At 73.2% G+C, this 23,205-nt stretch carries 22 protein-coding genes and 1 pseudogene; 11 read left to right on the forward strand and 12 right to left on the reverse strand.

The features are described 5' to 3' along the window. Positions 1 to 14: 14 nt before the first annotated feature. From ACP7TJ_RS25700 to ACP7TJ_RS25715, 4 genes are read left to right on the forward strand one after another with little or no spacing between them, the layout of a single operon-like run. Positions 15 to 983, forward strand: coding sequence for an ABC transporter permease (locus ACP7TJ_RS25700; RefSeq protein ID WP_093766538.1), 969 nt, complete (start codon positions 15 to 17; stop codon positions 981 to 983). After that, positions 980 to 1,876 carry an ABC transporter permease gene (locus tag ACP7TJ_RS25705; protein ID WP_093766327.1) on the forward strand — a complete coding sequence of 299 codons (897 nt, stop codon included), beginning with the start codon at positions 980 to 982 and terminating at the stop codon, positions 1,874 to 1,876. Before ACP7TJ_RS25700 ends, ACP7TJ_RS25705 begins: the two co-directional genes overlap by 4 nt. Continuing rightward, positions 1,873 to 2,865 carry an ABC transporter ATP-binding protein gene (locus ACP7TJ_RS25710; RefSeq protein ID WP_394854375.1) on the forward strand — a complete coding sequence of 331 codons (993 nt, stop codon included), beginning with the start codon at positions 1,873 to 1,875 and terminating at the stop codon, positions 2,863 to 2,865. Before ACP7TJ_RS25705 ends, ACP7TJ_RS25710 begins: the two co-directional genes overlap by 4 nt. Next, positions 2,858 to 3,517 (forward strand): ABC transporter ATP-binding protein, encoded by a 660-nt coding sequence (locus ACP7TJ_RS25715; protein ID WP_193458109.1) that lies wholly within the window; start codon positions 2,858 to 2,860, stop codon positions 3,515 to 3,517. The genes ACP7TJ_RS25710 and ACP7TJ_RS25715 overlap by 8 nt, the downstream gene beginning before the upstream one ends. 37 nt (positions 3,518 to 3,554) lie before the next feature. Here ACP7TJ_RS25715 and ACP7TJ_RS25720 read toward each other — a convergent pair whose 3' ends face one another. Next, entirely contained in the window at positions 3,555 to 4,622 is a 1,068-nt protein-coding gene (locus tag ACP7TJ_RS25720; protein ID WP_427767466.1) for a hypothetical protein, read from the reverse strand. Between the two features lie 198 nt (positions 4,623 to 4,820). Here ACP7TJ_RS25720 and ACP7TJ_RS25725 point away from each other — a divergent pair, with 198 nt between their 5' ends. After that, positions 4,821 to 5,330: a hypothetical protein gene (locus ACP7TJ_RS25725; RefSeq protein ID WP_193458108.1), complete on the forward strand. Its 510-nt coding sequence runs from the start codon at positions 4,821 to 4,823 to the stop codon at positions 5,328 to 5,330. A gap of 49 nt (positions 5,331 to 5,379) precedes the next feature. Here the strand turns inward: ACP7TJ_RS25725 and ACP7TJ_RS25730 are convergent, their stop codons facing one another. From ACP7TJ_RS25730 to ACP7TJ_RS25740, 3 genes are all read right to left on the reverse strand, one after another. Further along, entirely contained in the window at positions 5,380 to 7,284 is a 1,905-nt protein-coding gene (locus ACP7TJ_RS25730; protein WP_427765675.1) for an SMI1/KNR4 family protein, read from the reverse strand. Between the two features lie 115 nt (positions 7,285 to 7,399). After that, on the reverse strand, positions 7,400 to 10,960 hold the full coding sequence (locus tag ACP7TJ_RS25735; protein ID WP_427765678.1) for an NACHT domain-containing protein: 3,561 nt from the start codon (positions 10,958 to 10,960) through the stop codon (positions 7,400 to 7,402). An 18-nt stretch (positions 10,961 to 10,978) separates the two neighbouring features. Continuing rightward, positions 10,979 to 11,383 (reverse strand): hypothetical protein, encoded by a 405-nt coding sequence (locus tag ACP7TJ_RS25740; protein ID WP_228918443.1) that lies wholly within the window; start codon positions 11,381 to 11,383, stop codon positions 10,979 to 10,981. 499 nt (positions 11,384 to 11,882) lie between these two features. Between ACP7TJ_RS25740 and ACP7TJ_RS25745 the strand changes: the two genes are divergently transcribed. Further along, on the forward strand, positions 11,883 to 13,091 hold the full coding sequence (locus ACP7TJ_RS25745; protein WP_427765682.1) for an NAD(P)/FAD-dependent oxidoreductase: 1,209 nt from the start codon (positions 11,883 to 11,885) through the stop codon (positions 13,089 to 13,091). Between the two features lie 10 nt (positions 13,092 to 13,101). Then, positions 13,102 to 14,043 carry a sigma-70 family RNA polymerase sigma factor gene (locus ACP7TJ_RS25750; RefSeq protein WP_427765685.1) on the forward strand — a complete coding sequence of 314 codons (942 nt, stop codon included), beginning with the start codon at positions 13,102 to 13,104 and terminating at the stop codon, positions 14,041 to 14,043. A 199-nt stretch (positions 14,044 to 14,242) separates the two neighbouring features. Here ACP7TJ_RS25750 and ACP7TJ_RS25755 read toward each other — a convergent pair whose 3' ends face one another. After that, positions 14,243 to 14,875: a TetR/AcrR family transcriptional regulator gene (locus ACP7TJ_RS25755; protein WP_266401705.1), complete on the reverse strand. Its 633-nt coding sequence runs from the start codon at positions 14,873 to 14,875 to the stop codon at positions 14,243 to 14,245. 127 nt (positions 14,876 to 15,002) lie between these two features. Between ACP7TJ_RS25755 and ACP7TJ_RS25760 the strand changes: the two genes are divergently transcribed. From ACP7TJ_RS25760 to ACP7TJ_RS25770, 3 genes are all read left to right on the forward strand, one after another. Then, the gene (locus tag ACP7TJ_RS25760) at positions 15,003 to 15,671 is read left to right on the forward strand and encodes a hemerythrin domain-containing protein (RefSeq protein ID WP_425821795.1); all 669 of its coding nucleotides are present in this window, start codon (positions 15,003 to 15,005) and stop codon (positions 15,669 to 15,671) included. After that, on the forward strand, positions 15,668 to 16,648 hold the full coding sequence (locus tag ACP7TJ_RS25765) for a hypothetical protein (RefSeq protein WP_427765688.1): 981 nt from the start codon (positions 15,668 to 15,670) through the stop codon (positions 16,646 to 16,648). Before ACP7TJ_RS25760 ends, ACP7TJ_RS25765 begins: the two co-directional genes overlap by 4 nt. Positions 16,649 to 16,756: 108 nt before the next feature. After that, entirely contained in the window at positions 16,757 to 16,903 is a 147-nt protein-coding gene (locus ACP7TJ_RS25770; protein ID WP_367463459.1) for a DUF397 domain-containing protein, read from the forward strand. Positions 16,904 to 16,965: 62 nt separating this feature from the next. Here the strand turns inward: ACP7TJ_RS25770 and ACP7TJ_RS25775 are convergent, their stop codons facing one another. The 4 genes and pseudogenes from ACP7TJ_RS25775 to ACP7TJ_RS25790 form a co-directional block, all read right to left on the reverse strand. Then, on the reverse strand, positions 16,966 to 17,574 hold the full coding sequence (locus tag ACP7TJ_RS25775) for a dihydrofolate reductase family protein (RefSeq protein ID WP_427765691.1): 609 nt from the start codon (positions 17,572 to 17,574) through the stop codon (positions 16,966 to 16,968). Positions 17,575 to 17,632: 58 nt separating this feature from the next. Continuing rightward, positions 17,633 to 19,207 (reverse strand): sodium:solute symporter family transporter, encoded by a 1,575-nt coding sequence (locus ACP7TJ_RS25780; protein ID WP_427765694.1) that lies wholly within the window; start codon positions 19,205 to 19,207, stop codon positions 17,633 to 17,635. Beyond that, positions 19,204 to 19,467 (reverse strand): hypothetical protein, encoded by a 264-nt coding sequence (locus tag ACP7TJ_RS25785; RefSeq protein ID WP_189908925.1) that lies wholly within the window; start codon positions 19,465 to 19,467, stop codon positions 19,204 to 19,206. Before ACP7TJ_RS25785 ends, ACP7TJ_RS25780 begins: the two co-directional genes overlap by 4 nt. Before the next feature lie 236 nt (positions 19,468 to 19,703). After that, positions 19,704 to 19,887, reverse strand: a pseudogene (locus tag ACP7TJ_RS25790) (NAD(+)--rifampin ADP-ribosyltransferase); the annotation flags it as partial. Positions 19,888 to 20,043: 156 nt separating this feature from the next. Between ACP7TJ_RS25790 and ACP7TJ_RS25795 the strand changes: the two are divergent. Next, entirely contained in the window at positions 20,044 to 21,099 is a 1,056-nt protein-coding gene (locus tag ACP7TJ_RS25795; protein WP_427765697.1) for a beta family protein, read from the forward strand. Between the two features lie 173 nt (positions 21,100 to 21,272). Here ACP7TJ_RS25795 and ACP7TJ_RS25800 read toward each other — a convergent pair whose 3' ends face one another. The 3 genes from ACP7TJ_RS25800 to ACP7TJ_RS25810 form a co-directional block, all read right to left on the reverse strand. Further along, positions 21,273 to 22,034, reverse strand: coding sequence for a hypothetical protein (locus tag ACP7TJ_RS25800; RefSeq protein WP_427765700.1), 762 nt, complete (start codon positions 22,032 to 22,034; stop codon positions 21,273 to 21,275). A gap of 124 nt (positions 22,035 to 22,158) precedes the next feature. Beyond that, positions 22,159 to 22,611, reverse strand: a complete 453-nt coding sequence (locus ACP7TJ_RS25805; RefSeq protein ID WP_189908927.1) for an OsmC family protein — start codon at positions 22,609 to 22,611, stop codon at positions 22,159 to 22,161. A 198-nt stretch (positions 22,612 to 22,809) separates the two neighbouring features. Then, positions 22,810 to 23,094 (reverse strand): hypothetical protein, encoded by a 285-nt coding sequence (locus ACP7TJ_RS25810; RefSeq protein ID WP_367486830.1) that lies wholly within the window; start codon positions 23,092 to 23,094, stop codon positions 22,810 to 22,812. Positions 23,095 to 23,205: the final 111 nt, after the last annotated feature.

The raw sequence follows: 23,205 nt of genomic DNA on the forward strand, positions 1-23,205 counted from the left end.
CCCCCTGGCGCGCCATGGCACGGCTCACGGCGCGCCGCGCGCTGTACGCCGTGCCGGTGCTCCTCGTCGTCACCTTCGGCGTCTTCGCCGTGGCCGCCGCGTCCCCCTTCGACCCGGTGAAGGCGTACGCGGGCACCGCCGCGCTCGGCGCCGACCAGGAGACCCTGGACCGGCTGCGGGACAACCTCGGCGTGGACCGGCCGTTCACCGCCCGCTGGTGGGACTGGCTGACCTCCGCCCTCGGCGGCGACCTCGGCCTCTCGGCGGTGATGCGCCAGCCGGTGGCCGAGGTCATCGGCGAACGCCTGGTGTGGTCCACGCTGTTGTGCGCCGTCGCGTTCGCCGCGGCCGTGCTGCTCGGCACGGTGCTCGGCGTGCTCGCCGCCCGCCGCCCCGGCTCCCTCGTGGACCGTGCGGTCACCTCCGCCGCGTACGTCCTGGAGGCCGCCCCGGTCTTCTGGATCGCCCTGCTCGCCGTCTGGCTGTTCGCCCTCCAGCTGGACGTCCTCCCGGCGGGCGGCCTCACCGACACCGGCAGCGACCGGGTGACCTTCGGCGGCCTGGTCCAGCACCTGGTGCTCCCCGCCGGCGTCCTCGCCGTCTCCCAACTGCCCTGGTTCACGCTGTACGTCCGTCAGGGCGTCGGCGACGCCCTCGCGGAGGACCCCGTGCGCGGGGCGAGGGCGCGCGGCCTGAGCGAACGCACCGTGCTGCTCGGCCATGCCCTGCGCTCCGGACTGCTGCCGGTGCTCACGCTCATCGGCTCCCGGGTGCCGGAACTCATCACCGGGGCGCTGCTGGTGGAGACCGTCTTCAGCTGGCCCGGCATCGCCTCGGCCACGGTGGAGGCGGCCACGGCGGTCGACTTCCCGCTGCTGGCCGCGCTGACCACCCTCGCCACCGCCGCCGTCCTCGCCGGCAACCTGCTCGCCGACCTGCTCTACGGGCTGATCGACCCGAGGGTGAAGCTGGAGGAGATGTGACGACCGAGGCCGATACCGCCGCCGGCCCGGCGGCTCCCGAGTGGCGAGCGCACGACGCCGCCCGCCGCTCCACGCACGTCCTGCGGCTGCGCGTCTCCGCCGCCCTGGTCGCCGTGACCGTGCTGGCCGTGCTGCTCGTCCCGCCGCTGGTCCAGCTCGACCAGCAGGCCGTCGACCTGGCCGCCAAACTCGAACCGCCCAGCTGGGCGCACCCGTTCGGCACCGACGACGTGGGCCGCGACCTGCTGCTGCGCTGCGTCTACGGACTGCGGGTGTCCCTGCTCGTGGGCGTGGTGGCCGCGCTCACCGCCACGGTGATCGGCACCGCCGTGGGAGCCGCCGCCGGCGCCCTCGGCGGCTGGGCCGACCGTCTGGTCATGCGTCTGGTCGACACCCTGTCGTCCGTCCCGCACCTGCTGCTCGGCATCTTCATCGTGGCCATGTTCCGGCCGGGCGTCTGGCCGGTGGTGATCTCCGTCGCCCTCACGCACTGGCTGTCCACCGCGCGCATCGTCCGCGCGGAGGTGCTGTCGCTGCGGTCCCGGCCGTTCGTCGACGCGGCCGTCTCCGGCGGGGCGAGCCGGTGGCGGGTGACGGTACGCCACCTGCTGCCGGGCGTGCTGCCCCAGGCGGGTCTCGCCGCCGTCCTGATGGTCCCGCACGCCATGTGGCACGAGTCGGCCCTGTCCTTCCTGGGCCTGGGCCTGCCCACCCACACCGCGAGCCTCGGCACGCTCATCCAGGGCGCCCGCGGCTCCCTCCTCGCCGGCCAGTGGTGGCCCACCCTCTTCCCCGGCCTGTTCCTGATCCTCCCCACCCTCGCGGTCGCCGGCCTGGCGGGCGCCTGGCGCGAACGGATCAATCCCCGCCGCCGATCGGAGCTGATGCTGTGACGCCCGCGCCCCTGCTCTCGGTACGCGACCTGTCCGTCCGCTTCCTGCTCCCCGGAGGGCGCCGCGTCGCCGCCGTGTCGGACGCGTCGTTCGACGTCGCGCCGGGGGAGTGCCTCGCCCTCATCGGGGAGAGCGGCTGCGGCAAGTCCGTGCTGGCGTCCGCCCTGCTCGGGCTGCTCCCGGCCAACGCCCGCACCGCCGGCCACGCCCACCTGGGCGATCTCGACCTGCTGACGGCCGGCGAACGCACCCTCGCCCGCACCGTACGCGGCCGCCGTATCGGCCTGGTCCCGCAGTCCCCGGCAGCGCATCTGACCCCGGTGCGGACGATCCGCTCGCACATCGAGGAGACGGTCGCCCGCCTCACCGGCGTCCGCGGCCGCACCGCCCGCCGGAAGGCGGCCGAACAGGCGTCGTCGCGCGCCGAGTTCCCCCTCGACCACCTCGACCGTCACCCGCACGAACTGTCCGGCGGGTTGGCCCAGCGCGCCGCGACCGCCCTCGCGCTGATCGGCGACGCTCCGCTGCTGCTCGCGGACGAACCCACCACCGGCCTGGACCGCGACCTGGTGGACCGCACGGTCGACGAACTGCGCCGGCACGTGGACGACGGTCACGCCCTGCTGATGATCACGCACGACCTGGCCGCCGCCGAGCGCATCGCCGACCGCGTCGCCGTCATGTACGCGGGCCGCATCGTCGAACTCAGCGACGCGGCACCCTTCTTCGGCTCCCCGGGCCCCCGCCACCCCTACAGCCGCGGCCTGCTGGAGGCCCTCCCCGAGCGGTCCTTCACCCCCGTCCCCGGCCTGCCGCCCGAACTGGGCAGCCTCCCCGAGGGCTGCGCCTTCGCCCCCCGCTGCGACCGCGCGACGGACATCTGCCGCGCGCTCCCGTACCTGGAGAACACCGTCGCCTGCCACCACCCGGTACCGGCCCCGGCCGGCACGTCCCACGCGACCCGGACCCCGGAGGACACCCGTGCTTGAGCTGCGCGCCGTCACCGCCGGCTACGACCGCCGCGCCCCCGTCGTCCGCGACGCGCACCTCACGGTCACCCCGGGCGAGGCGGTGGGCCTGCTCGGCCCGAGCGGCTGCGGCAAGTCGACCCTCGCCCGGGTCGCCGCCCTGCTGCACCGCCCGGACGCCGGTGAGGTCGTCCTCGACGGCACGCCCGTCCGCGGCTTCCGGCATCGCGCCCCCCGCGAGCAGCGCACCGCGATCGGCGTGGTCTTCCAGCAGCCGCGCCTCGCCGCCGACCCCCGGCTGCGCCTCGCCGACCTGATCGCGGAACCCCTGCGGGCGACGGGCCGGCGCGCCTCGGCCGCCGACCGCGTGGCGGAGCTGGCCGACACCGTGGGCCTCACCCCGGACCTGCTCGGCCGCCGCCCTCACGAGGTGAGCGACGGCCAGCTGCAACGCGCCTGTCTGGCAAGGGCGTTGGCCCTGAAGCCCCGCTGGCTGGTGTGCGACGAGATGACGGCGATGCTCGACGCGTCGACCACGGCCGCGCTGGTGCGGGCCGTGGAGGACTACCGCGCGTCGACGGGCGCGGGCCTGCTGTCGGTCGGCCACGACCGCGTCCTGCTGAACCGCTGGTGCGACCGTACGGTCCCCTGGGAGGCGGTGGCCGCGGGCTGAGGCCCGGGCGGCCCGGCCCCGCCTCCCGGAGAACCGGTCACCACATCTGGACGTCGCCCGCGAGGTCCCCCTCCTCGAACGAGGCGTCCCCGGACATCTCGTCGGCGGCGGGCGAGCCGAAGGCGCCGGAGAGCATGCTGGTCATCAGTTCCTCGATGTTCAGCTCGGTCGCCCCGGCGGGCGCCTCGGGCTTCTCGCCCTCGCTCACGCGCAGCACCAGCGCGAACTTCTTGACCTTCGCCGTCTCCGCCAGCTTGGCGAGATCGACGGACACCTCGGTCAGCTCGCCGTTCTTCAGCGTGAAGTCGGCGCTGACCTTCTTGTTCGGGGCGTCCGCGAAGTCCTTGGCGGTGGGCAGCTCGTCCCCGATCGGCAGGTCGTTCTGCAGCGGCTTCAGCGCGTCGAACAGCTCGGTCAGCAGCGTGCGGAACGGCGCGGTCGCCTTGATGTGCTCGGTGCCGTCCGAACCGCCGGAGGTGGTGAGGTCGACGTTCTCGGCGACGGCTTTCTTCAGCGCGTCCGTCAGCTTCTTCTGCGTCTTGGCGTCGAGGCTGGGCTCCGCGGACGGCTCCTCGCCACCGAGGCCCTCCGCCCCGGACATGTTCTTGCCGGTCTTCTCCATCTCCTTCTTGGAGAGCTTGATCCACCCGCCTTCGAGGAGCTTCTTGAACGCCCCTGCCTCGGGCGGCAGTTCACTGGCCGGCGGCAGCGGGCTGCCCGACATCTCGCCGAGCGTCGCGGCGTCGACACGGGCGTAGATCCAGTCCCCGACCAGCCGGTACTCGAGAAGGGCGCCGTCCGGACCGCTGAGCTTCATCGCCATCGCGGTGAAGTCCTTCTCCCCGGAGTCCTTGATCGGCTTCTTCGAGTGCATGGAGACGCTGATCGTCCCCTCGCTGAGCAGCTCGGCGATCTCGGCGGGCATCTCCTCGCCCGGCTCCGACTGCTCGGCGTCCAGCGCCTTCAGCGAGGCCGCGTCGGTGTCGAGGTCCAGCTCGAAGGCGAGCGAGCGCTCCTCACCGAGCTTGTCGAAGGCGTTGTCCAGCTTCTGTCCGGCGGACAGGTTCTCCACCGTGCCGCAGGCGGCGGTGCCGGCGAGGACCATGCCGGCGACGGCGGTGGTGGTCAGGGTCTTGCGCAACGCAAAAATGACGATCTCCTTGTCAAGCGACCGGTCCGGTCGTCATGTCAGACGACCGAACAACTCGAACGGTTGTATGGCAAAAGCAAGTTCACCGGGAGAACACGCACGGAAGCGGCCCCCGCCCGACTCACCGCCCCGCAGGCAGGGAAGAACCGGACCATGTCCACTCACACGACGGCCGCCGCAGGAGTCCAGGTCTGCTCCCTCAAACGGGACACCCCGCAGACGATCCCGGCCAACGCCCCCTACACGGTCATCCGGTTCCCCTTCGGATCCGCCGAGTCCAGCGACCGTTTCACCATGCACCAGGTCGACCAGCCCGACGGCTATGTGATCACCGACTGGGACAACGACCCCCGCTCCGGCCTGATATGGCCCAGCGTGGCCGGCTGGGGCACGCTCTACGCGATGATCCAGTGGGAGGCCGGCGGCTACGACGAACTCCGCGACCAGTTCGTCCGCGACCCCCTCGGCCTCACCCCCAACCCCAACGACACCACGGCCACGGAACACCGCCCGCCCAGCCCCGGCATGCAGTGCTGGACCAAGAGCTGGGGGATCTTCGTCGACCCGTCCGTCCCCCTCGCGGTACGCGCCACCCACGACGACAGCGTGGCCCGCAAGATCGTCCTGGCGGAGTTCAAGCTGGTGATCCACGAGGCCGCCTGAACCGCCCCCTGCCAGGGCCGTCCCCGGCCGGGGCTGTCCCGGGCCGGGGTCATCGCGGGCTGACGGTGACCGTGGCGTAGGCGAAGGCCTCGCCCTCCCGGGGCGCGCGGTTCCAGGACCGGGTGGTCAGCTCCGGCAGGATGCCCTCGGCCAGGGCGTGCCGGGGCAGGGAGAGGCCGAACTCGCCTTCCACCGCGGCCAGCAGACGCCGCTCGCGGTCCGCGTCGCCGACCCCGCTCAGCACCCGCTCCGGGTCGAGGGCCGCGGGCACCTCCCCCGAGCGCTCGACGTCCGTGCCGCGCAGCGTGTACGCGTACAGCTCCTCGCCCCGCTCGGCGACCGAGAGGTGGAAGACCCTTGGCATGTCGTCGCGCCCGCGGCATACCCACAGCACCACGGCGCGTCCGCCGCGGGAGGCATCGGCGGCGGGGGAGACGAAGAGGCGCCCGGGCCCCCGTGTCCGCGCGGCCGGATCGAAGCCGAACGCCCACCCTGAGCCCGTCCGGCCCACCGCCACCACGGCCCGGTCCTCCCACGGCTCCTCGCCGTCCCGCCGCTGCCTGACGTCGTGGGGGAACCACCCGGCGGGACGGACGGGCGGGGCGGTCAGGCCCGCACCCTCGTCCTGCCCGACCAGACCCGGCAGCGCCTCCGGCTCCACGCCCTCCACCCACAGACACCGGTACGAGCCGAACGGGGCGTTCCACCGCTGGGACTCCGCCAGCCAGCTCAGCCCCGGCGGGTCCAGGTCCGGCACCCGCTCGGGCGCCGTGCCCGTCCGTCCGGCCCGGGGCGTCGCCAGCAGCTCCCGCCCCCGCTCCCGCGTGACCACCGGCCCGAGAACCGGGTCGGCCAGCAGGCCGAGCGGCGCCAGCAAGGCCGGTGCGGGCGGCGACCAGGAGGGCAGCGCGGCACGGATCACCCGCCACGCGCCGTCCGTGTCACCCCACCGCGCGGCCTCCCGCGCCTCGGCGACGGCCCGCCCGAAGTCACCGTCCGGTGCGTAGCGGTAGGAACCGTCGCGCACCCGGGCGAGTATCGCGTCGGCGGCCGCCTGGATGGCGTCGTCGGTCTCGACGCCCAGCGGGAACCGGTGGGCGCCGAGGTGGGGGCGGCTGTCCCGCGCCCGGGCCAGGGCCAGCACGGGCACCAGCTCGTCCGTGCAGCGCGGATCGGCGACGAGCCCCCCGAAGGTCGCGCCACCGTGCCCGACGCCCTGTGCCAGGACGTCGAGCTGCCCCAGCATCCCCCAGGCCCCCGGCCGCCCGTAGCGCCGTGCGACGGCCAGCAGCTCCCGGGCGGCCTCCCACCTCCCGCTCAGCGCCTCCTCCCGCGCCCGCGCGACGTCGGCGTCCCGGGCGCGGGTGGTGTCGTTGACGAACTCCGGCAGCTGCGCCCGTTCCGCGTGGAAGGACTCGTACCGGCGCTGCATATAGGCACGGAACGACGGATACCGGGTCGGGTACTCACCGCTCCAGCCTTTGTAGACGTACAGCGCCCACTCGCCGTCCTCGTCGGTGTCGCCCGGGTCCAGCAGCGCGTAGGACATGTCGGAGTCGGTCTCCAGCTGCAGCGCGCGCTCCCACATCCCGGCGAGCAGTACCTGCTGCTCGGTCGCCCGCTCGTCCAGGCTCTCCCGGTACATCGGCGTCATGGAGAACGGATCCCCGAACCAGCCGATCTCGTGCGCCGCGCCGAGCTGGTATATCGAGTCGTCCCGCAGAGCCCAGCCGTTGCTCGCCAGGAGGAACCCCCGGTACGACGGCGGCAGCCGGGTCCCCAGGCGCCGCTCGGCGTCGGCCACCTCGCCCTCGGACGCCGGCGGAGCCGCGAGCGCCAGATCGGCGAGGGTCGTCTCCCCCTCCTCCAGCTCCATCGCCTCGTCCTCGCTCGGCACCCACTCGTCCTGCCAACGCCGCAGGAACGTCCCCCAGTCGAACCCGTTGTCGTCCATGCGCCGATGGTGGCAGCCGCCACTGACAACGCTGCTCGTGAGGCCGCAGGGGCCCGTTCGAGGGGCTGGTCAGGCGGGTCACGCAGGGACGACGACCCGTCCGACCCCGGCGGGATCAGCCGACAAGAACGATCTCGTCGGCGCCCGTCTGCGCGTACATGTCGTTGACGATCTTCTGAGCCAGGACACGGTGCCCGGACGGAACCTCGACGCGTGCCCACATCAGGTGAGCCTGCTGGGCCCCGCTGTCCTTGTACCGCCAGGCCCAGTACCGCTTCATGGCCATGCGGTAGCGGCCGTCACCCACCACGCCGGCCGTGTGGTAGGTGGCCTCGTTGTGCTTCGTCCACGGGGTCGTGGCGTTGTCGGGGACGGTGCGCAGAAAGGCGGCCGTCTCCTGGTCGCTGCAGTAGGCCCCGCACAGTTCGCTCCTGATCTCCAGGCGCAGGTCGGGGAGCAGCCCGGCCTCGACGGCGTCGGGCACCGCCGTGCACGTGTACGAGCCAGGGCCGCCGGAGGCGCTCTCACAGTCCATCTGCTTGGGCGCGCGGAAGACGAAATGGACGCCGGACAGCTCCCAGACGTAGGAACGCTCGTCGCCCCGCCAGGTCGCGCCCCGCACCGAACCGGTGGCCCGCCGGTTGTAGTACGCGAGGCGGTTGTCCTGGGCGGGCACGGGCGGCGGCGGGGTGACGGAGCTGAGCGGCCGGTCGACGGCCGGCACGGTGGCGCCCCGGGTCAGAGGCTTCGGATCCCCCTCGCGGGGACGTGTCCCGGCGAGACCGGCCCGGCGGAGCGCCGTGCGGACCAGGATCTGGGCGATGTCGGCCACGCGGTCGGAGGAGGCGAATTCCTCGCTGTAGTCGAACTGGACCACGGCATTGCCGACCCGCACGCCGACCCTGGCCGTCCTCGACGCCTCGACACGGTAGGAGCTGCCGCCCGAACCGCGCCAGACGGACAGGTAGGCCTCGTGGCCGAGGCCGCTGAGATCCCGGTGGAATCCCCAGGCCGGCACATCTTCTTCGAAGTTCGGTGCGCCGGCGCGAAGCTGCCCGTAGCGGGCATGGGCCCACTCGGTTCCGCTGACGCCGATGCCGTCGCCGGCGAGCAGGTCCCAGCTGACGCCGAGGGACACGTTGCGGCTGAACGGCGCCTGCTCTCCCGCCGAGCACGAGGCACCGTCGTCCGCGGCCACCTGGACCGGATCCCGCATCAGCCGGGCCACGTCCGCCGCGTCGAGCAGTGCGCAGGCGGTGGGCAGCGAGCGGACCGGCCCCGGCACCCGCTCGCCGACCACGGCACCGGAGCCCACCACCAGTTGCCCGCCCGAGACCGCGACGGCGAGCGCCGCGGCCAGGGCTCGGCGAACCCGCGCGGGCGCGGTCCGGGACCGCGCGCCCGCCTCGGCCGGCACCCCGAGGGCAAGACGGTTCCGCAGCTCGATGTGCCGGAACCGGTAGACGCCGCCGGCCTGCCGCAGCACCCCGCGGGCATGCGCGTCCTCCAGGAAGGGCAGGAGCCGCCAGGGAAGCCGGCCCGTGGCCCGGAAGTACAGGCGGGCCGTCGTGAACCCGCCCCACGCGGAGGAGCCGAAGGCGAACAGCAGCCAGCACACCGGCGTCGCGACGGCCATCAGCACCCAGTCGCGAACGGTGACGACGTCCCTGCCGCCTCCATTGGACTGCCAGGCGAGCAGCAGCATGGGCGGCAGGTGGAGCACATGCCGCAGCGGTGTCGCGTCGCCGCCCAGCCGCACCGGGGCGAACCAGCCCACGCGGAGCACGCTGCGCCGGTCCGTCCGCAGCAGGGCGGCCGGGCTGTCCGCCCTGGCCGGATCGGCGTCGCGCCACACATGCCTGAGGGCCCGGCGCCCGTACCACCACACCACTACGCCGGAGAGCCACAGGCAGAGAAACACCGGGCCGTCCCAGCGGACGACGGCCGTCACCGTGGCGCCGATCGTGAGGGCGGCCAGAACGGCCAGCCCTCGATCCCGCCACGGGACGAACGCTCCCCGGACGTCCCCCCGCCGGGGCCTGTGCAGCCTGCGCGGCGGCACATGACGCCCGGCGGCCGGCGCGGCTGCCTGCGCCAGGAAGGCCAGCCCGCAGAGCATCGCGTAGGCCCCGGCCATGGACGGCAGCGGCAGCCATTGCCGCCACCACGGCAGCCCGAAGGCGAGGCCCGCCACCGACAGCCAGCCGACCAGAAGTGCCGGCGCCATGACGAGCCCGGAGACGAGCCGGGGCACGGCCCGGTCCAGTCGCCACCAGGCGAAGTCCTGTTCGTTCTCCGCCTTCATCTGCGCGGCGAGGAAACCGATCCAGGCGCGCGCCTGCTGCGGTGACCAGCCGCCGTGCGCGGCCTGGATGTCGTACGAGGAGCTGTAGACGGTGTCCAGGAAGGCGTCGTACAGATGGCTTTCGATGTCGGCGCGGGATCTGAACGCATCCGGCGCGAGCAGCTCCGAGGGATCGGCGTCGGCGCGGGCGTACGCGACCCGGGCCAGTCCCACCATCAGCGGGACGGACAGCACCTGTCGAAGCCGCCGTACCTCGGGCGGCGCGGCGGAGCGGCCGGCGATCCGATCCAGGACCGGTGTCCAGCGGGTGGGGGCCGGACCGGGGCTGAGGTACGCCCGTACGGTCGCGTCGCCGAGCGGCCTCAGGCGGATTTCGGTGCGTTCGAAGTCGAGCTGGTCGGAGACATGCCGGCGGTACTCGGGCTCGCGGCCGGCCAGCACGAAGGGCCGGCTGCCGCGCAGGGTCTCGCCGATCTGGCGGAGGGCGGCGGCCCGCCGGTGCTCGGGGAGTTCGTCGAAACCGTCGAGCATCGGCAGGACCCTGCCGGTGAGGAGGAGATGGAAGGCGACCTCCGCCGGGGGGACGTCGCGCACCAGGGTGCACGCCTCCGGGTGCGCGTCGGCGAGCTGTTCCGCCATCCAGAGCAACAGCCCCTGGTCCGGGTCCCAGGAGGCCAGCGACACGATCAACGGCACCGGGTCGCCGGAGCCGCGGGCCCGCCGGTGCAGCAAGGCGTGGGCCAGGCGCAGGACGAGCACGGACTTGCCGGCGCCGGCGCCGCCGAGGACGACCAGGCGACGTGTGGGGAGGGCGGTGTAGTAGTCGGCGATGTCCGGCGGGTCGGGGCGCGCCGACGGGCGTTCCTCCTCGGCGCCGTCCTCAGCCTGCGGCGTCAGGGTCGTCCACGCCACGTCCAGCGGGTACGGATCGTTGAGCCGCCGCAGACGTTCGTCCTCGTCGTAGCGGACGACCAGGCTCTCCGCGAGCGCCTCGGCGACGCGGTCGAGGGTGCGCCGCGTGCGCCAGGCGGCCCGGCGCCGGCGGGCCCATTTCCTGCGCAGCCGGGACCACCGGGACAGCCCGAGGGCGCCCACGAGGAGCAGCCCGCCGCCGACCACCGGACCCGGGTCGAGCCGCGCGGGAAGCGGGAGTTCGGGCCGGGCGAGAAGCAGGACCACCCCGAGCAGACCGACGGCGTACGGCAGGACGGCCTCACCGGGACCGCGGTCGCCGGGAGCGCCGACGCCGTGCCCCGCGTACAGGTCGCCGTCCCCGTGCAGGGAGACGTTCTCGACGACCTGCGCGAAGACGACGTTCCGCTGGGTTCCCCCGGAGATCTCCTGGTGCAGGCCGTCGCCGCCGCTCGCCACGCCCCCGCCCCTCCTCCGTCAGCCCAGGTTGATCGAACCGTGGACGTCGCGGGTGAAGACGACGTTGTGCTGGGTGCCTCCGGAGATCTCCTGGTGCTGGGTGCCGCCGCCGGCCGACGCGCCGGACAGCTGCTCCGCCTCCCGTCGCCACCGGGCGAGGGCCTCGGCGAACGCGGGGTCCTGGCGGGCACGCAGGGCGAGACCCTCCGCCAGCCGGGCGGCTCGCTGCTCGTCGGAGGCGTCGTCGTCCAGGGCCCCCACCAACGCGCCCACCTCCGGTTCGCCGTCGTCCTGCACGGCATCGGGCTGCCGGTCGGGGGACCGCTGCACGAGGGCACGCAGCCGCTCCCAGAGGTTCTGCCCCGCGGCGCCGGCGGTCCCGCTCGCCAGAGCCATGAGAAGGTCCGCCGCCACGGGTTCCACGCGTCTCCCCTTTCGCGTTCCCTCAGGGAATACGACCCTACGCCCCAACCGGGCCTCGGGGCACGCCTGTTGTGCCGGTCAGCGGGGTTGCGAGACCGCGGAGGCCGGCCCTGTGAGCACCGCCCGGACCGTCTTGCCCTGGGGCGGGTAGGGGACGCGGTCCCAGTGGTGGCGTCGGAGTGGCGGTCCGGTGCGGGCTGGGGCCGAGTGCCGCGCTCCGTGCGCTGAGTGAGCGTACGGATGCGACGGGTCGACGGTGCGCCGGGTCTTCCGCGGCGTCGGGCGGGGAGCGCAGGGATGGTGGCGACGGGGGCGGGTCCTCTCGACCCGTGATCGGCCGTCGCCCCGTCGTGACCGCCCGGAACGGAACGGGCCCCGGGCGTCCGTCCGGGGTCCGGTCACCCGCTCCGATCAGGTGACCCACGTCACACCCGGATGCTGTCAGGAACCGGGGCGCCGTCTCGTTCAAGGGGCACGCGAACGAGACAGGAGCATCGCCATGAAGCACCGCATCGTCGTACTCGGTGCCGGATACGCCGGGGCTTTCGCCGCCGGGAACCTGGCCCGCCGGCTCTCCCCCGCGGACACCGAGATCACCGTCGTCAACGCCGCGCCCGAGTTCGTCGAGAGGATGCGGCTCCACCAGCTCGCGGCCGGCCAGGACCTCACGTTCCGCAGGCTCGCCGACGTGTTCGCGGGCACCGGGGTGCGGCTGCGTCTGGCGCGCGTCACCGGCGTCGCCCCCGAGCGCAGGACCGTCTCCGTGACCGGCGAGGACGGCGACGGCGAGCTCGCGTACGACACCCTTCTCTACGCGCTCGGCAGCTCCGTGGCCCACCACGGCGTCCCCGGCGTGGCCGAGCACGCCTTCGACGTGACCGGCCTGTCCTCGGCGCTGCGTCTGCGCGAGCGCCTGGCCGGCCTGGACAGGGGCAGCACCGTGCTGGTCGTCGGCGAGGGGCTGACCGGCATCGAGACCGCCACCGAGTTCGCCGAGTCCCGGCCCGACCTCTCGGTCGCGCTCGCCGCCCGCGGCGAACTGGGCGCCTGGCTCTCCCCGAAGGCCCGCCGGCACCTGCGCCGGGCCTTCGACCGGTTCGGCATCACCGTCCACGAGCACACCGCCGTCGAAGCCGTCGAGCCGACACGGGCGGTCGCCGCCGACGGCACGTCCCTCCCGGCCGATGTGACCGTGTGGTCCGCCGGGTTCGCCGTGCACCCCGTCGCAGCCGCCAGCGGCCTGGAGGTGGCCGAGACCGGTCAGATCGTCGTCGACCGCACCATGCGCTCCCTCTCGCACCCGGACGTCTACGCCGCCGGTGACTGCGCCTACGCGATCGGTGAGAACGGCCGACCGCTGCCGATGTCCTGCGCCTCGGCCGGCCTCACCAACATGCAGGCGACCGCCGCGATCGTCGCGCGCCTGACGGGCGGCGAGGTCCCGGCCACCGAGTTGAAGTACTACGGGAACCACATCAGCCTCGGGCGGCGGGACGCGATCTTCCAGATGGTGGACGGGGACGTCCGGGCGAAGTCCTGGTACCTGGGCGGCAGGACCGCCGCGCGGCTCAAGGCGGGCGTGCTCAAGGGGGCCGGGTGGGGTGTCGCCCACCCGACCTTCGGCATGCCGAAGCGCAGGCGCCGACTGACCACCGTGCCCGACCCGGCCGGTGCGCCCGACCGCGCCGGCGCGAGGACCACCGCCTAGGCTGCCGCACATGGACAGCGCAGCCGTCGAACGCTTCGAGGCCGGCCGGGGCCGGCTGGCCTCGCTCGCGTACCGTCTGCTCGGTTCGGCCGCCGACGCCGAGGACGTCGTGCAGGACACGTTCCTGCGCTGGCAGGCGGCGGACCGCGAACGGATCGAGGTACCGGAGGCGTGGCTGACCAAGGTCGTCACCCATCTCTGCCTCGACCGGCTCCGCTCGGCGCAGGCGCGCCACGAGCGCGCGGCCGGCGCCTGGCTGCCCGAGCCGCTCCTGGAGGGCGACCCGATGCTCGGCCCCGCCGACACCGTCGAGCAGCGCGAATCGGTGTCCCTGGCCGTACTGACCCTCATGGAGCGCCTCTCACCGGTCGAGCGGGCCGTCTACGTGCTGCGCGAGGCCTTCTCGTACAGCCATGCCGAGATCGCCCGGATCCTCGACGTCACCGAGTCCGCGAGCCAGCAGCATGCCCACCGGGCCCGGGTCCGGGTCGCCGCCGAGCGACGCCGCGGCAGCGAGGAGGTGGACCTCGCGTCCGCGCGCCGGGTCGTCGAGGAGTTCCTCGCCGCCGCCACATCGGGGCGCACCGAGCGGCTGGTGGCGCTGCTCACCGACGACGTGACGGCGGTCTCGGACGGTGCGGGGCGGGCCAGGCGGCTGCTGCGGCTCACGACGCGCGAGCGCGTCGCCTCCTACGTACGGGCGGGGTTCAGGCCCACGCCGGTGAAGCGGCGGCTGGCCGGCGGCTCGCCCGTGTTCCACATCGCGGTGCTCAACGGCTCCCCGGCGGTCCTGGCCGTGGTCGACGACCGGGTCGTCGGCACCGTGGTGTTCGACGTCCGGGACGGCAGGGTCGCGTCCCTGTGCGGCATCGCCGCCGCGGACCGGCTCGTGCGTCTGGACGAGGCCTGGCGGCGGCACGGAAGCGACGCACCGGTCGTCGCCGCGTGGTGACTGGCGCCGGCGGGTTCCGGCGGAGGCGAGGGAAGGGGCGGCGGATAGGCGCGGTCGGGGATGGGGGGGAGCCGGCGGTGTGCGGGCGGTTACGGTGGCGGGGGAGGGGGAGTGGGATGACGCCACCCCCCGTCACCACCGAAGCGGACTGCCGTCCGCGCCGCGTGGTGGAGGCGCGTGAAGGGAACGCCCCCCTCGCCTATGCCGGGACAGGGTCTCCCAGCATGTTCAGGGCCTGGCGGGAGAGCAGGCGCTCCGCCGCGTCGTAGCTCCAGCCGCAGTCGACAACGAGCGACCGCCATGCCGACAGCCCGAAGCACAGCCACAGACGGTCCGCCGCACCGTTCACGTCGAGATGCGGAGCCACTGCGCCGATGGAGACCAGGTGCTCCGCGGCTTCGCGAAGCGCCTGGCGGTACTGCGTGACAACGTAGTCCCACACCTCCCGCGCCTTGGCGTCGCTCGTCATGGAGGAGTAGAGCAGGTCGATGGACGGAGCGAAGCGTTCGGTGTTGTCGCGGATGCCATGCGCCAGGCATGCGACCGCCGAGGCAAGGTCCTCGGTCCGGCCCACTTCCTCAAGGATCCCGGTGGTCCGCGAGTCCGCCACATCTGTGGCCAGAAGGGCGTGCAGGAGCTCCGTCTTGGTCCCCACGCTCGCGTACAGCGTCTTGGTCGCGACGCCGGCCGCGCGAGCGATGTGCCCCATCGTCACCTGTGCGTAGCCCTGCGCGATGAAGAGCTCACGCGCGGCCGCCAGGATGTCCTGCCGGGTCTGAGCCGCGCCCCGCTCACGCCGTGGCGATCGGTAACTGCGGGTCGGTGCGGACATGCCTTCACCTTACCCCGAGGTAAGGGCAGGCGTATTCATTGCAGATGCTGTAACTTCAAAATGGGACTTCTCTTCCGGACGGGAAGACCATGCACCATGCACCCCTCAACCCGAAGGTTCCGCACCTATGGACATGAACGCCGGGCGTGACTCACAAGCCGTCGTGGAAACGCGGCTCACCCATGAGACACACAGACTGGCCACCGGGCTGCTCGTGGACGCCGTCGGCCGCCCCTCCGTGCCTCGCCAAGCGCTCGCGCAGTTACGGGACTTCCTCGTGGTGAACCTGCGTCACCACCACGAGACCGAGGACGAGTGGCTGTGGCCGCTCATCCTGACCGCGGCGCCCGAAGTGAAGCGCGCCCTCGACGACCTGAGCGAAGAACACGAACGGTTGGACCTCGCGCTCGACCGCCTCGCCGACATCGGCCTCACCGGCGCTAAAGACCATGACGGCGACCATCTGAACGAAGACGAACGGCACGCACTGCGCGAGGCGGCGGTCGCGGTGCGCGACAGCGTGCGCGACCACCTGGACCACGAGGAACCAGTTCTTTTCCCCGCCCTGCGGGAGCACATCACGCCCGCGCAGTGGGCGGAGTTCGCCCAACGAGTCATCGCCACCACGCCCCCGGTGGCCGGGCATCTGATGATCGGCCTCCTCGACGAGGTGGGCACACCGGCCGAGGTGGAGTCGATATTCGTGAACATGCCGCCGGCGATGAAGTCGCTGCTGCCCGCCCTGCGCGACCAGGCCGCCGCCGACCTGCGCGTGCTGCGAGGTACCGGCTCGTGACGGACACACACCTGACCTGGCCGGACACGGCGTACGAGGCGTTCACGGGCGACCTGACCGTCGCGGTCGCCTACCTCACCCCCGCCGGAGGGGCGGTGGTCACCAGCGTCTCACCGGTCGGGCTCGCGAACCGGGCAGCCAACCAGGTCAGCTTCACCACCTCGCTGGGCTTCCCGAAGAAACTGGAACGCATCCTGAACAACCCCCGCGTCGCCCTCGCCTATCACACGCGCCTGCACGGATTCGCCGCCCACAGTCAGTACGTCCTCGCCCAAGGCAAGGCATCGGTGGACCTTCAGCCCTCAGCACAGCGGCTGGATGAGCTGATGGACGCCACAGAGCCGTTCCTCGGGAAGACCAAGCACGGAAGAGTGTGGGACTGGCTGCTGCGCGAATATCACCGAGAGCGCGTCTTCGTCGACGTCGGCCTGGAACGCATCACCACCTGGCCCCACCTCTCGGCACACGGACCGGCAACCGTGACCGGCCCGTCCTGGCCCCAGCACCCCGTCGAACAGCGACCCCCGAAGAACGGCACGACACCCCGGATACCCGTCTCCACACTCGCCCGGCGGATCGCCGCACTTCCGCATCGTCTGCTGGCGTACGAGGGCGCCGACGGCAGCCCCGTCATCCTCCCAGTGACGGTCACCGGACACGACGAGACCGGGCTGCGCCTCGGCGCACCGCCCGAACTCCTGCCACCAGGCGGACGCCGAGCGGGATTCCTCGCCCACGCGTTCCGGCCGCAGTGCGTCGGTGTGAGCATGCGCACCGTCACCGGCTGGCTGACCGTCGACAACGGAGAGGCGTTGTACGCCCCCCACACATCGGTCGGCATGGCAGCGCCGCCCAGCAGGACGGTCATGACCGTGGCCAACGGCCTGCTGGCCAAACAGGGACTGCGTCGCGCGCGACGCAACGGCACCACCGCACACCTGCACAGCCTCGCGGCCGGCGTCCGCCCCGGCGCGTAGCGCGGAGGCGGCCGGGGGCGTCGCCCGGGATGCGGTAGAGCGGTGTGTCGGGTCAAGCAACGCGACTGGCCCTGCCGCTGCCTCGTCGATCGCGGCCGAAGATTCCGGATATCGCGGGCCTGGTTCAAGTCCAGCTACAGCGGCAGCGCCGAACAGGCCGTCCACGTACGGGACTCCAAGGACGTAACCCGCCCGTCCTTCGCCGTCGGCCGCGAAGGCCGGGGGCGGTTCGTACGGTTCGCGTCGGAGTGCTGAGCGGACTTGAGGGCGTGCGGTCCGCTGGAGAGGCGGACGGCACGCCCTCAGCGCGGCTCCCCCTACTCCCCGAGCGACGCCACCGCCTCCTCGTACCCGCCCGTCGGCGGCGCCGTGTCCGGCCCGTACACCAGATTCAGCACCCCCGTGCCGAACGTCTCCGACTTCAGCAGCTTCAGCGGGATCGAGGGCTCCCCCTCGTCGAAGAGGCGCATGCCCTTGCGCACGGCGATCGGGTGCACAAGGAGCTGCAGCTCGTCCAGCAGCCCGGCGGCGAGGAGCTGCCGGATGATCGAGATCGAGCCGCTCAGCCCGATGTCGCCGCCCGGCTCCCGCTTCAGCGCGGCGGCCACCTCGGCCACGTCGCCCTGCGCCTGCTCGGAGTTGCGCCACTGGAAGTCGAGAGGGCTGCGCGAGAACACGATCTTCCGCATGTCGCCGAGCTGCTTGGCGAAGCCCGCGTCCTCCCCGCCCGCGGTCTCCCGTTCCGGCCAGGCGCCGGCGAAGCTGTCGTACGTCACGCGGCCGAAGAGCATGGTGTCGGCGTTGCTCAGACCCGCGCCCACGGCCGCGCCCATCTCGTCGTTGAAATACGGGAAGTGCCACTGGTCGGGCGCCTCGACGACGCCGTCGAGCGAGATGAACACGCTGGCCACGATCTTGCGGGACATGGGGTCCTCCTGTGCTGTCGGTCCGTGTACTGGTGATGACCGTGGCAGTCCCCGGAACTCATCGCCGGACGGCGCGCGAAGGAATGACTCCGGACGGCCGTCCCGCCCCGCCCGTCCGCCGCCGGCGATCCGTGACGCTGCCCAGCCAGCCCAGCAGGAACCCGGCCGGCACCGTCACCACCCCCGGGATCGTCACGTCCCACAGCCGGAAGTCGTGCCCCGGCAGGATCGACGTCGGCGTGCCCGACACGTACGGCGACACCACGAGCGCGGCCACGCTCACCGCCGTCGCTCCCCACAGGCACCACAGCGCGCCGCGGGCGGTGAACCCGGGCCAGTACAGGGCGTACAGCAGAACCGGCGCGAGGGCGGCGCCGCAGAGGGCGAGCCAGAGCGTGGAGACGACGACCAGGTTCCAGTCGGCGCAGACGACGGCCACGGCCGCGGCGGCCAGCCCGGTCAGCGCGGCCGACCAGCGTGACGCGGTGCCGTCGAGCCGCCCGGCCGGCCGGTCACCGGAAGCGGCCAGCACGTCCCGGCCGAGGGTGATCCCGGCGGCGAGGGTGACGTCCACGACGGCGGCCAGCGCGGTGAGGAAGAGGACGCAGGCGAGCGCCGCGACCAGCAGGCCGCCGCCGTCCAGCGCCCGCCCCAGCAGCAGCGGCGTGAACACCTGCCCCGACGGACCGGCCTCCCGCAGCACCCCGCCGACCAGCGCAGCCGCACCCACACCGACGACGGCGAGAGCCCCGTACAGCAGGACCAGCTCACCGAGCATCCAGCGGCCGACGGTCCGCGCCCCGCGCGGGCTCTTGGTCGCGATGGCCCGGATCAGTACGGCGGGCATGGCGAGCGTGGCCATGGTCATGCCGAAGGTCTGCCCGACCCGGTTCACCGCCCCGACCCACCCGTCACCCGTGTAGCCCCCCGGCCGCAGGAACGCCTCACCCGTCCCCGACCCGAGCGCGGCCGCGTCGAGCAGCCGTCCGAGGTCGCCGCCGAAGCGGTGCAGGACGAGGACGGCGGCGACCACCAGCACGGGCAGCGCGATCGCCGACTTGGCGATCATCACGACACCCGTGCCCCGGATCCCGCCGCTGACGGCCAGCGCGGTCATCGCACACCCGATGACGACGATGCACCCGGTACGGGCCCCGGGCTGCCCGAGCAGCGCGGCGGCCACGTTCCCGACCACCACCAACTGCACGACCAGCAAAGGGAAACAGACCAGCAGCGTCACCACACCCCACGCCACCCGCACGGCGGACCCGCCGCTGCCGCGCGCGTCCAGCAGATCCGGCGCGGTCAGCGAGGCATGCGCCCGCAACGGCTCGACGACGAGCACGAGGAAGAGGAGCACACCGACGAGGCTGCCCAGCATGACGCCGAGCCCGTCGAACCCGGTCGTGGCGACCATGCCCACCAGCACGGTGACGGTCGCGACGGTCGTGGTGTCACCTCCCATCGCGATGCCCTGCTGCCACGACCGCAGCCGCCGGCTGTCGGACCGCACGAGAGCGCGGTCGTCCTCGTCGGCGCCGGTGATGACGCACAGCATCAGGCAGATGACCACGAACACGGAGAACACGGCGAAGACGAGCGACCGTGAGGAGGAGTCGAGCAACGAGGTCACGCCCACCTCCGGTCGTCCGCGTCGTTCGCCGCGCCGACCTGGTCGGCCCGCCGCCCGTACACGACCACCCCGTGCAGCCCGACCCCGAGCGGCACCAGGGCGGCCAACGCCCCGACACTCACGCCCCCGAGGACGGCGGTGCCGTACACCCCAGGCACCAGCGCGGCGCCCGCCACGTACACCAGCCACACGACGGCGATCCGCACGCCGACCCGCAGCCCCACCCCCAGCCGCGCACGCTCCGCTTCGTGAAACTCCACGACAACTCCACTCACTTACGTCGATCACGCCGATACGGGAGGCCGTGGAGTCAACCAGGGGTGGAGGGGGCGCGGGCGGGGGATTGTTCCCGTGCCCAATCGCACCCGCGGGGGACGGTGCCGGAGCACCGCACCGCCCGCGTGTCAGTCCAGGATCACGGCGACACCCCGGCGACGGAGCCCCTCCGGACCGTCCCGCACGGCCTGGATCTGCTCGGGGGAGTGACCGGCCCGGTCCGTCAGCTCCGAGATGACGCGCACGGGGGCGCCGGTGCGGTAGGAACGGGTCGGATTGCCGGGCAGCTTCTTGTCGGTGACGTTGGGAGCGTCCTCGAGAGCGCCGGTCGGCTCGACGACGTAGACGCGCCCCGGCCCGTCCCCGACGGCGAGCTCGGCCGCCCGGACGGCGGCGTCCAGTGTCTAGGCGACGTGGACGTTGCGGGACATACGCCCGTCCTGCCCCCGCCTTGCCGTATGGGCCACACGGGCCGAAATGGCCTCCTTTTCAAGTGTTCAGGGATGAACCGACCCTGACGGGAAGGGAAGCGCACGGACGGTCTCGAGGGGGGAGCCGCGATGTCCGGACCGCTCTATGTTCCCGTTCTGCCCACGAAACAGCATGCGGCCGAGGTCTTTCCACGCTTGCGGCCGGACGTCCGGTCCGCGGTCAGACCGCTGTGGAACCTGCCGCCCTTGCACAAAGTGGCCCAGGAGACACTGGGCACGGTGGTCGACACGTGCGTCGGCCGAGCGAGCGCCGTGAGCCGCCACGGCGGATGGATCGACGCTCCCTTCGGGACGGAGGCCCTGACGCCTGCCTTCGCTGAAGCACTCGCCGCCCGCTGCAGATTCGGGCAACTGAAACCGGTCACCGGACCGGAGAGGACCGCGGAGCAGCAGGCGATGGCGGTGGGGACGGCTCGCCATTGCTCGTGCGGCCTGGGCGTGCGGGTGCAGGTCACGGGGGAGTGGGACGCCCGCCTCTGGGAGGGCGTGAGGGGCCTGCTGGCGCAGACCGGACCGGAGATGCCTCTCGATCTGCTGCTCGACATGGGAGCGGTCCTCGATGACCGGACCGACGCGGGGAAGGAAGCCCTGCGGGCCCTCGACACGCTGATGCCGATGACGGCCTGGCGAAGCGCCGTCCTGATCGGAGGCGGCCTGCCACCGGTCAGCAACGACCTGCTGGAGGACGGACCGGTCGAGGTGCCGCGGGGGGAGTGGCGCATGTGGCACGAGGTGCGAGCGACGGACCGGACCTACGCCTCGCGGATCGGCTACGGCGATTACGGCGTGCAGCACCCTGCCGCCCTCGCGCAGCCCTTGGCACCCAGGAAGGGCGGCCCGTCCTGGGGAACGCTCCGGTACACCACCGACAGGTCCTACTTCATCGTCAGGACGCTGACGAAAGGGCCGGACCGGATAGACGTCACCCGCGCCGCGGCCCGCCGGATCACCGAACTGCCCGAATTCCGGGGCGCCCGGGCGGCCGGGCACGGCGAGGCATGGCTGAGCGACTGCGCGCACGGTCCACGGACGACCGGCAGAGGAACGGGCGGATTCAGGGAGTGGCTGCGAGCGGGATATCTCCAGCACATGACGTACGTCGTGCGAAGCCTGCCCGACGGCTGAGCCGGCCGAGGCAGTGAGAGCAGATCGCATGGCGTGTGCGGGAGGCGGAGGTGCGGTGCGGGATCCGGCGCGGGCCCGGTCCGGGGGTGATCCGCACCGCCGAGTCCTCTCCGCCCCGAACTCATCGCTCAGGGCCCGCCGGCATCAGCGGCCGGCCCCGAGCGGGCCCCTGCTCACACTCGGGAGACGTCCGGCTCCAGGAAGACCGCGACGAGCCGGTCGCTGAAGAAGCGGGCGGTGCTGTCGTCCGCCGTCCCGGCGCGGTACGCACGGATCGCCGGATCGCTGAGGGTGAGCGTCAGCATCGGGCAGTCCGCGGCGTCGTTGGTGCCCTCGGGGAGGCACGTGCTGACGTCGCGCAGGCTGTGGCCCGGACACACGGCCCCGGCGGGCAGCTCCACCTCCAGGAGCAGCTCCTCGCCGGGATCGACGCGGAAACGGCCGGACGCCGGGACGTCCACCGGCTTGCCCGGGTAACCGCCGTCCACGACGGTCGCGGTGAGACCGCGGGCGGACGCGCGGACGCCTTCACCGTGGGGGCCGTAGAAGTCGAGCGTGACCCGGCCCGCGGCCACCGGTGCGTCCAGTACCAGCGGGCGGTCGCCCGTGCGGATCGCGGCGTGGACGGTGAAGCGGGGTTCGCCCGGCATCTTCGACCCCGGGTCGTGGTAGCCCCAGCTGGTGAGCGCCAGTCGTGGGTCCTCGCTCCGCTCGGCTCTGCCCCGGGGTTCGGGGCGCGGCCATTCGTCCACCCCGCATCTGGAGAGCTGGGCCGTACCGCCGGAGGGGAGCGGACCGTCCCGCAACGGCTCGGCGGCGACCTGCCAGTCCCCGTCCGCGCGTGGCTCGGGCGATGTGGCGGAGTACGTCAGTACCAGCACGCCCACGACGGGCACGGCGAGGACCAGCCAGGAACGCAGGGAAGCGCGGAACACTCAGCCACGTCCTCGCGCTCGGCGGACCGCCCCGGCACCCTCACCGGGTCGCTCGCGGTCGTCTGCCGGGGAGGACCATTCGATGACGTTCATGATCCTTCCTGCGCACGCGGCGGCAAGAACGTCACTGGGCCAGTTCGACGGCGATCTCGGGCGGCTGGTGCAGGGTGTTGTGGACCGTGCAGTGCGAGGCCACGGCCAGCAGACCCGCGCGCCGCTGCTCGGGCAGCTCCGGCGGCGGGTCGATCACGAGGCGCAGGGCCGACACCCTGGCCGGCCGGTCGGTGGCCATGGTGAACTCGGTGCGGACCCGCAGTCCGGTGCGGGGCAGGCCGTGCCGGTGCAGGTAACGGCCCGCGTAGAAGGCCACGCAGGTGGCCAGGGAGGCCGCGAAGAGCTCCGTGGGGGTCGGCGCGGAGTCCGTGCCTCCCGCCTCCAGCGGCTGGTCGACCCGGAGGCGGTGTCCACGGACGTCCACCGTGTAGGCGTCCTGCTCGACGTGAGTGACCTCGAGACGGTGCACGTCCACGGGCTGCGGGCGGTCCGTGCCGAGGGTCTGTGGTGTGCTGCCGGTCATGGCCGGCCCCCTTCGCTGGTGTCGGTCCCCGTGTACCAGTCGACCACCGGGGGCGGTGCGCCGTGAGGGGCCGACGGGCCTCGACGGGGGCCGTTCGGCTCTGATGCGCGCCCGTCGCGGTTCGCTACCCTCCCCGTGGTGTGCGGGGCGGCGCCTGGCCGGTGCGGGCAGCCGCATGCTCAGGGGGCAGCCGCACGCTCAGGGGGCGGCCTCACGGGCCGGCCCGGCCGGCTCGGCACCCCGCTCGGCCTGGCCCGCGTGCCGGAGGAGCAGGTCCGCCAGGTCACGCGCCTCTCCCGCGGTGAGCGCCGCCCACGTGCCCGGTTCACCGCCCCGGTCCGGGCCCACGTCCAGGGCGATCCGGCTGATGGGCCGGTCCGCGGTCGCGAGCCGCAGCCGCCGCACGGCGATCCTGCGTCCACAGGTCGTCACGATGCCCGCGCCGCCACTGGCGGGGTGCCGTTCGGTTCCTGCCGTCCTCATCGCTCTCACGCTCCTTGCCGGGTCGGTGCCGATCCCCCGGCGGGTCTCGCCGTGGCTTCCCCGCCCCGTGGGGCACCAGGAACAGCGCCCCGCACGGCCGCGTTGTTCCCG

It is taken from the genome of Streptomyces sp. DSM 41931 (genome assembly GCF_050271085.1).
GTDB lineage: Bacteria > Actinomycetota > Actinomycetes > Streptomycetales > Streptomycetaceae > Streptomyces > Streptomyces albogriseolus.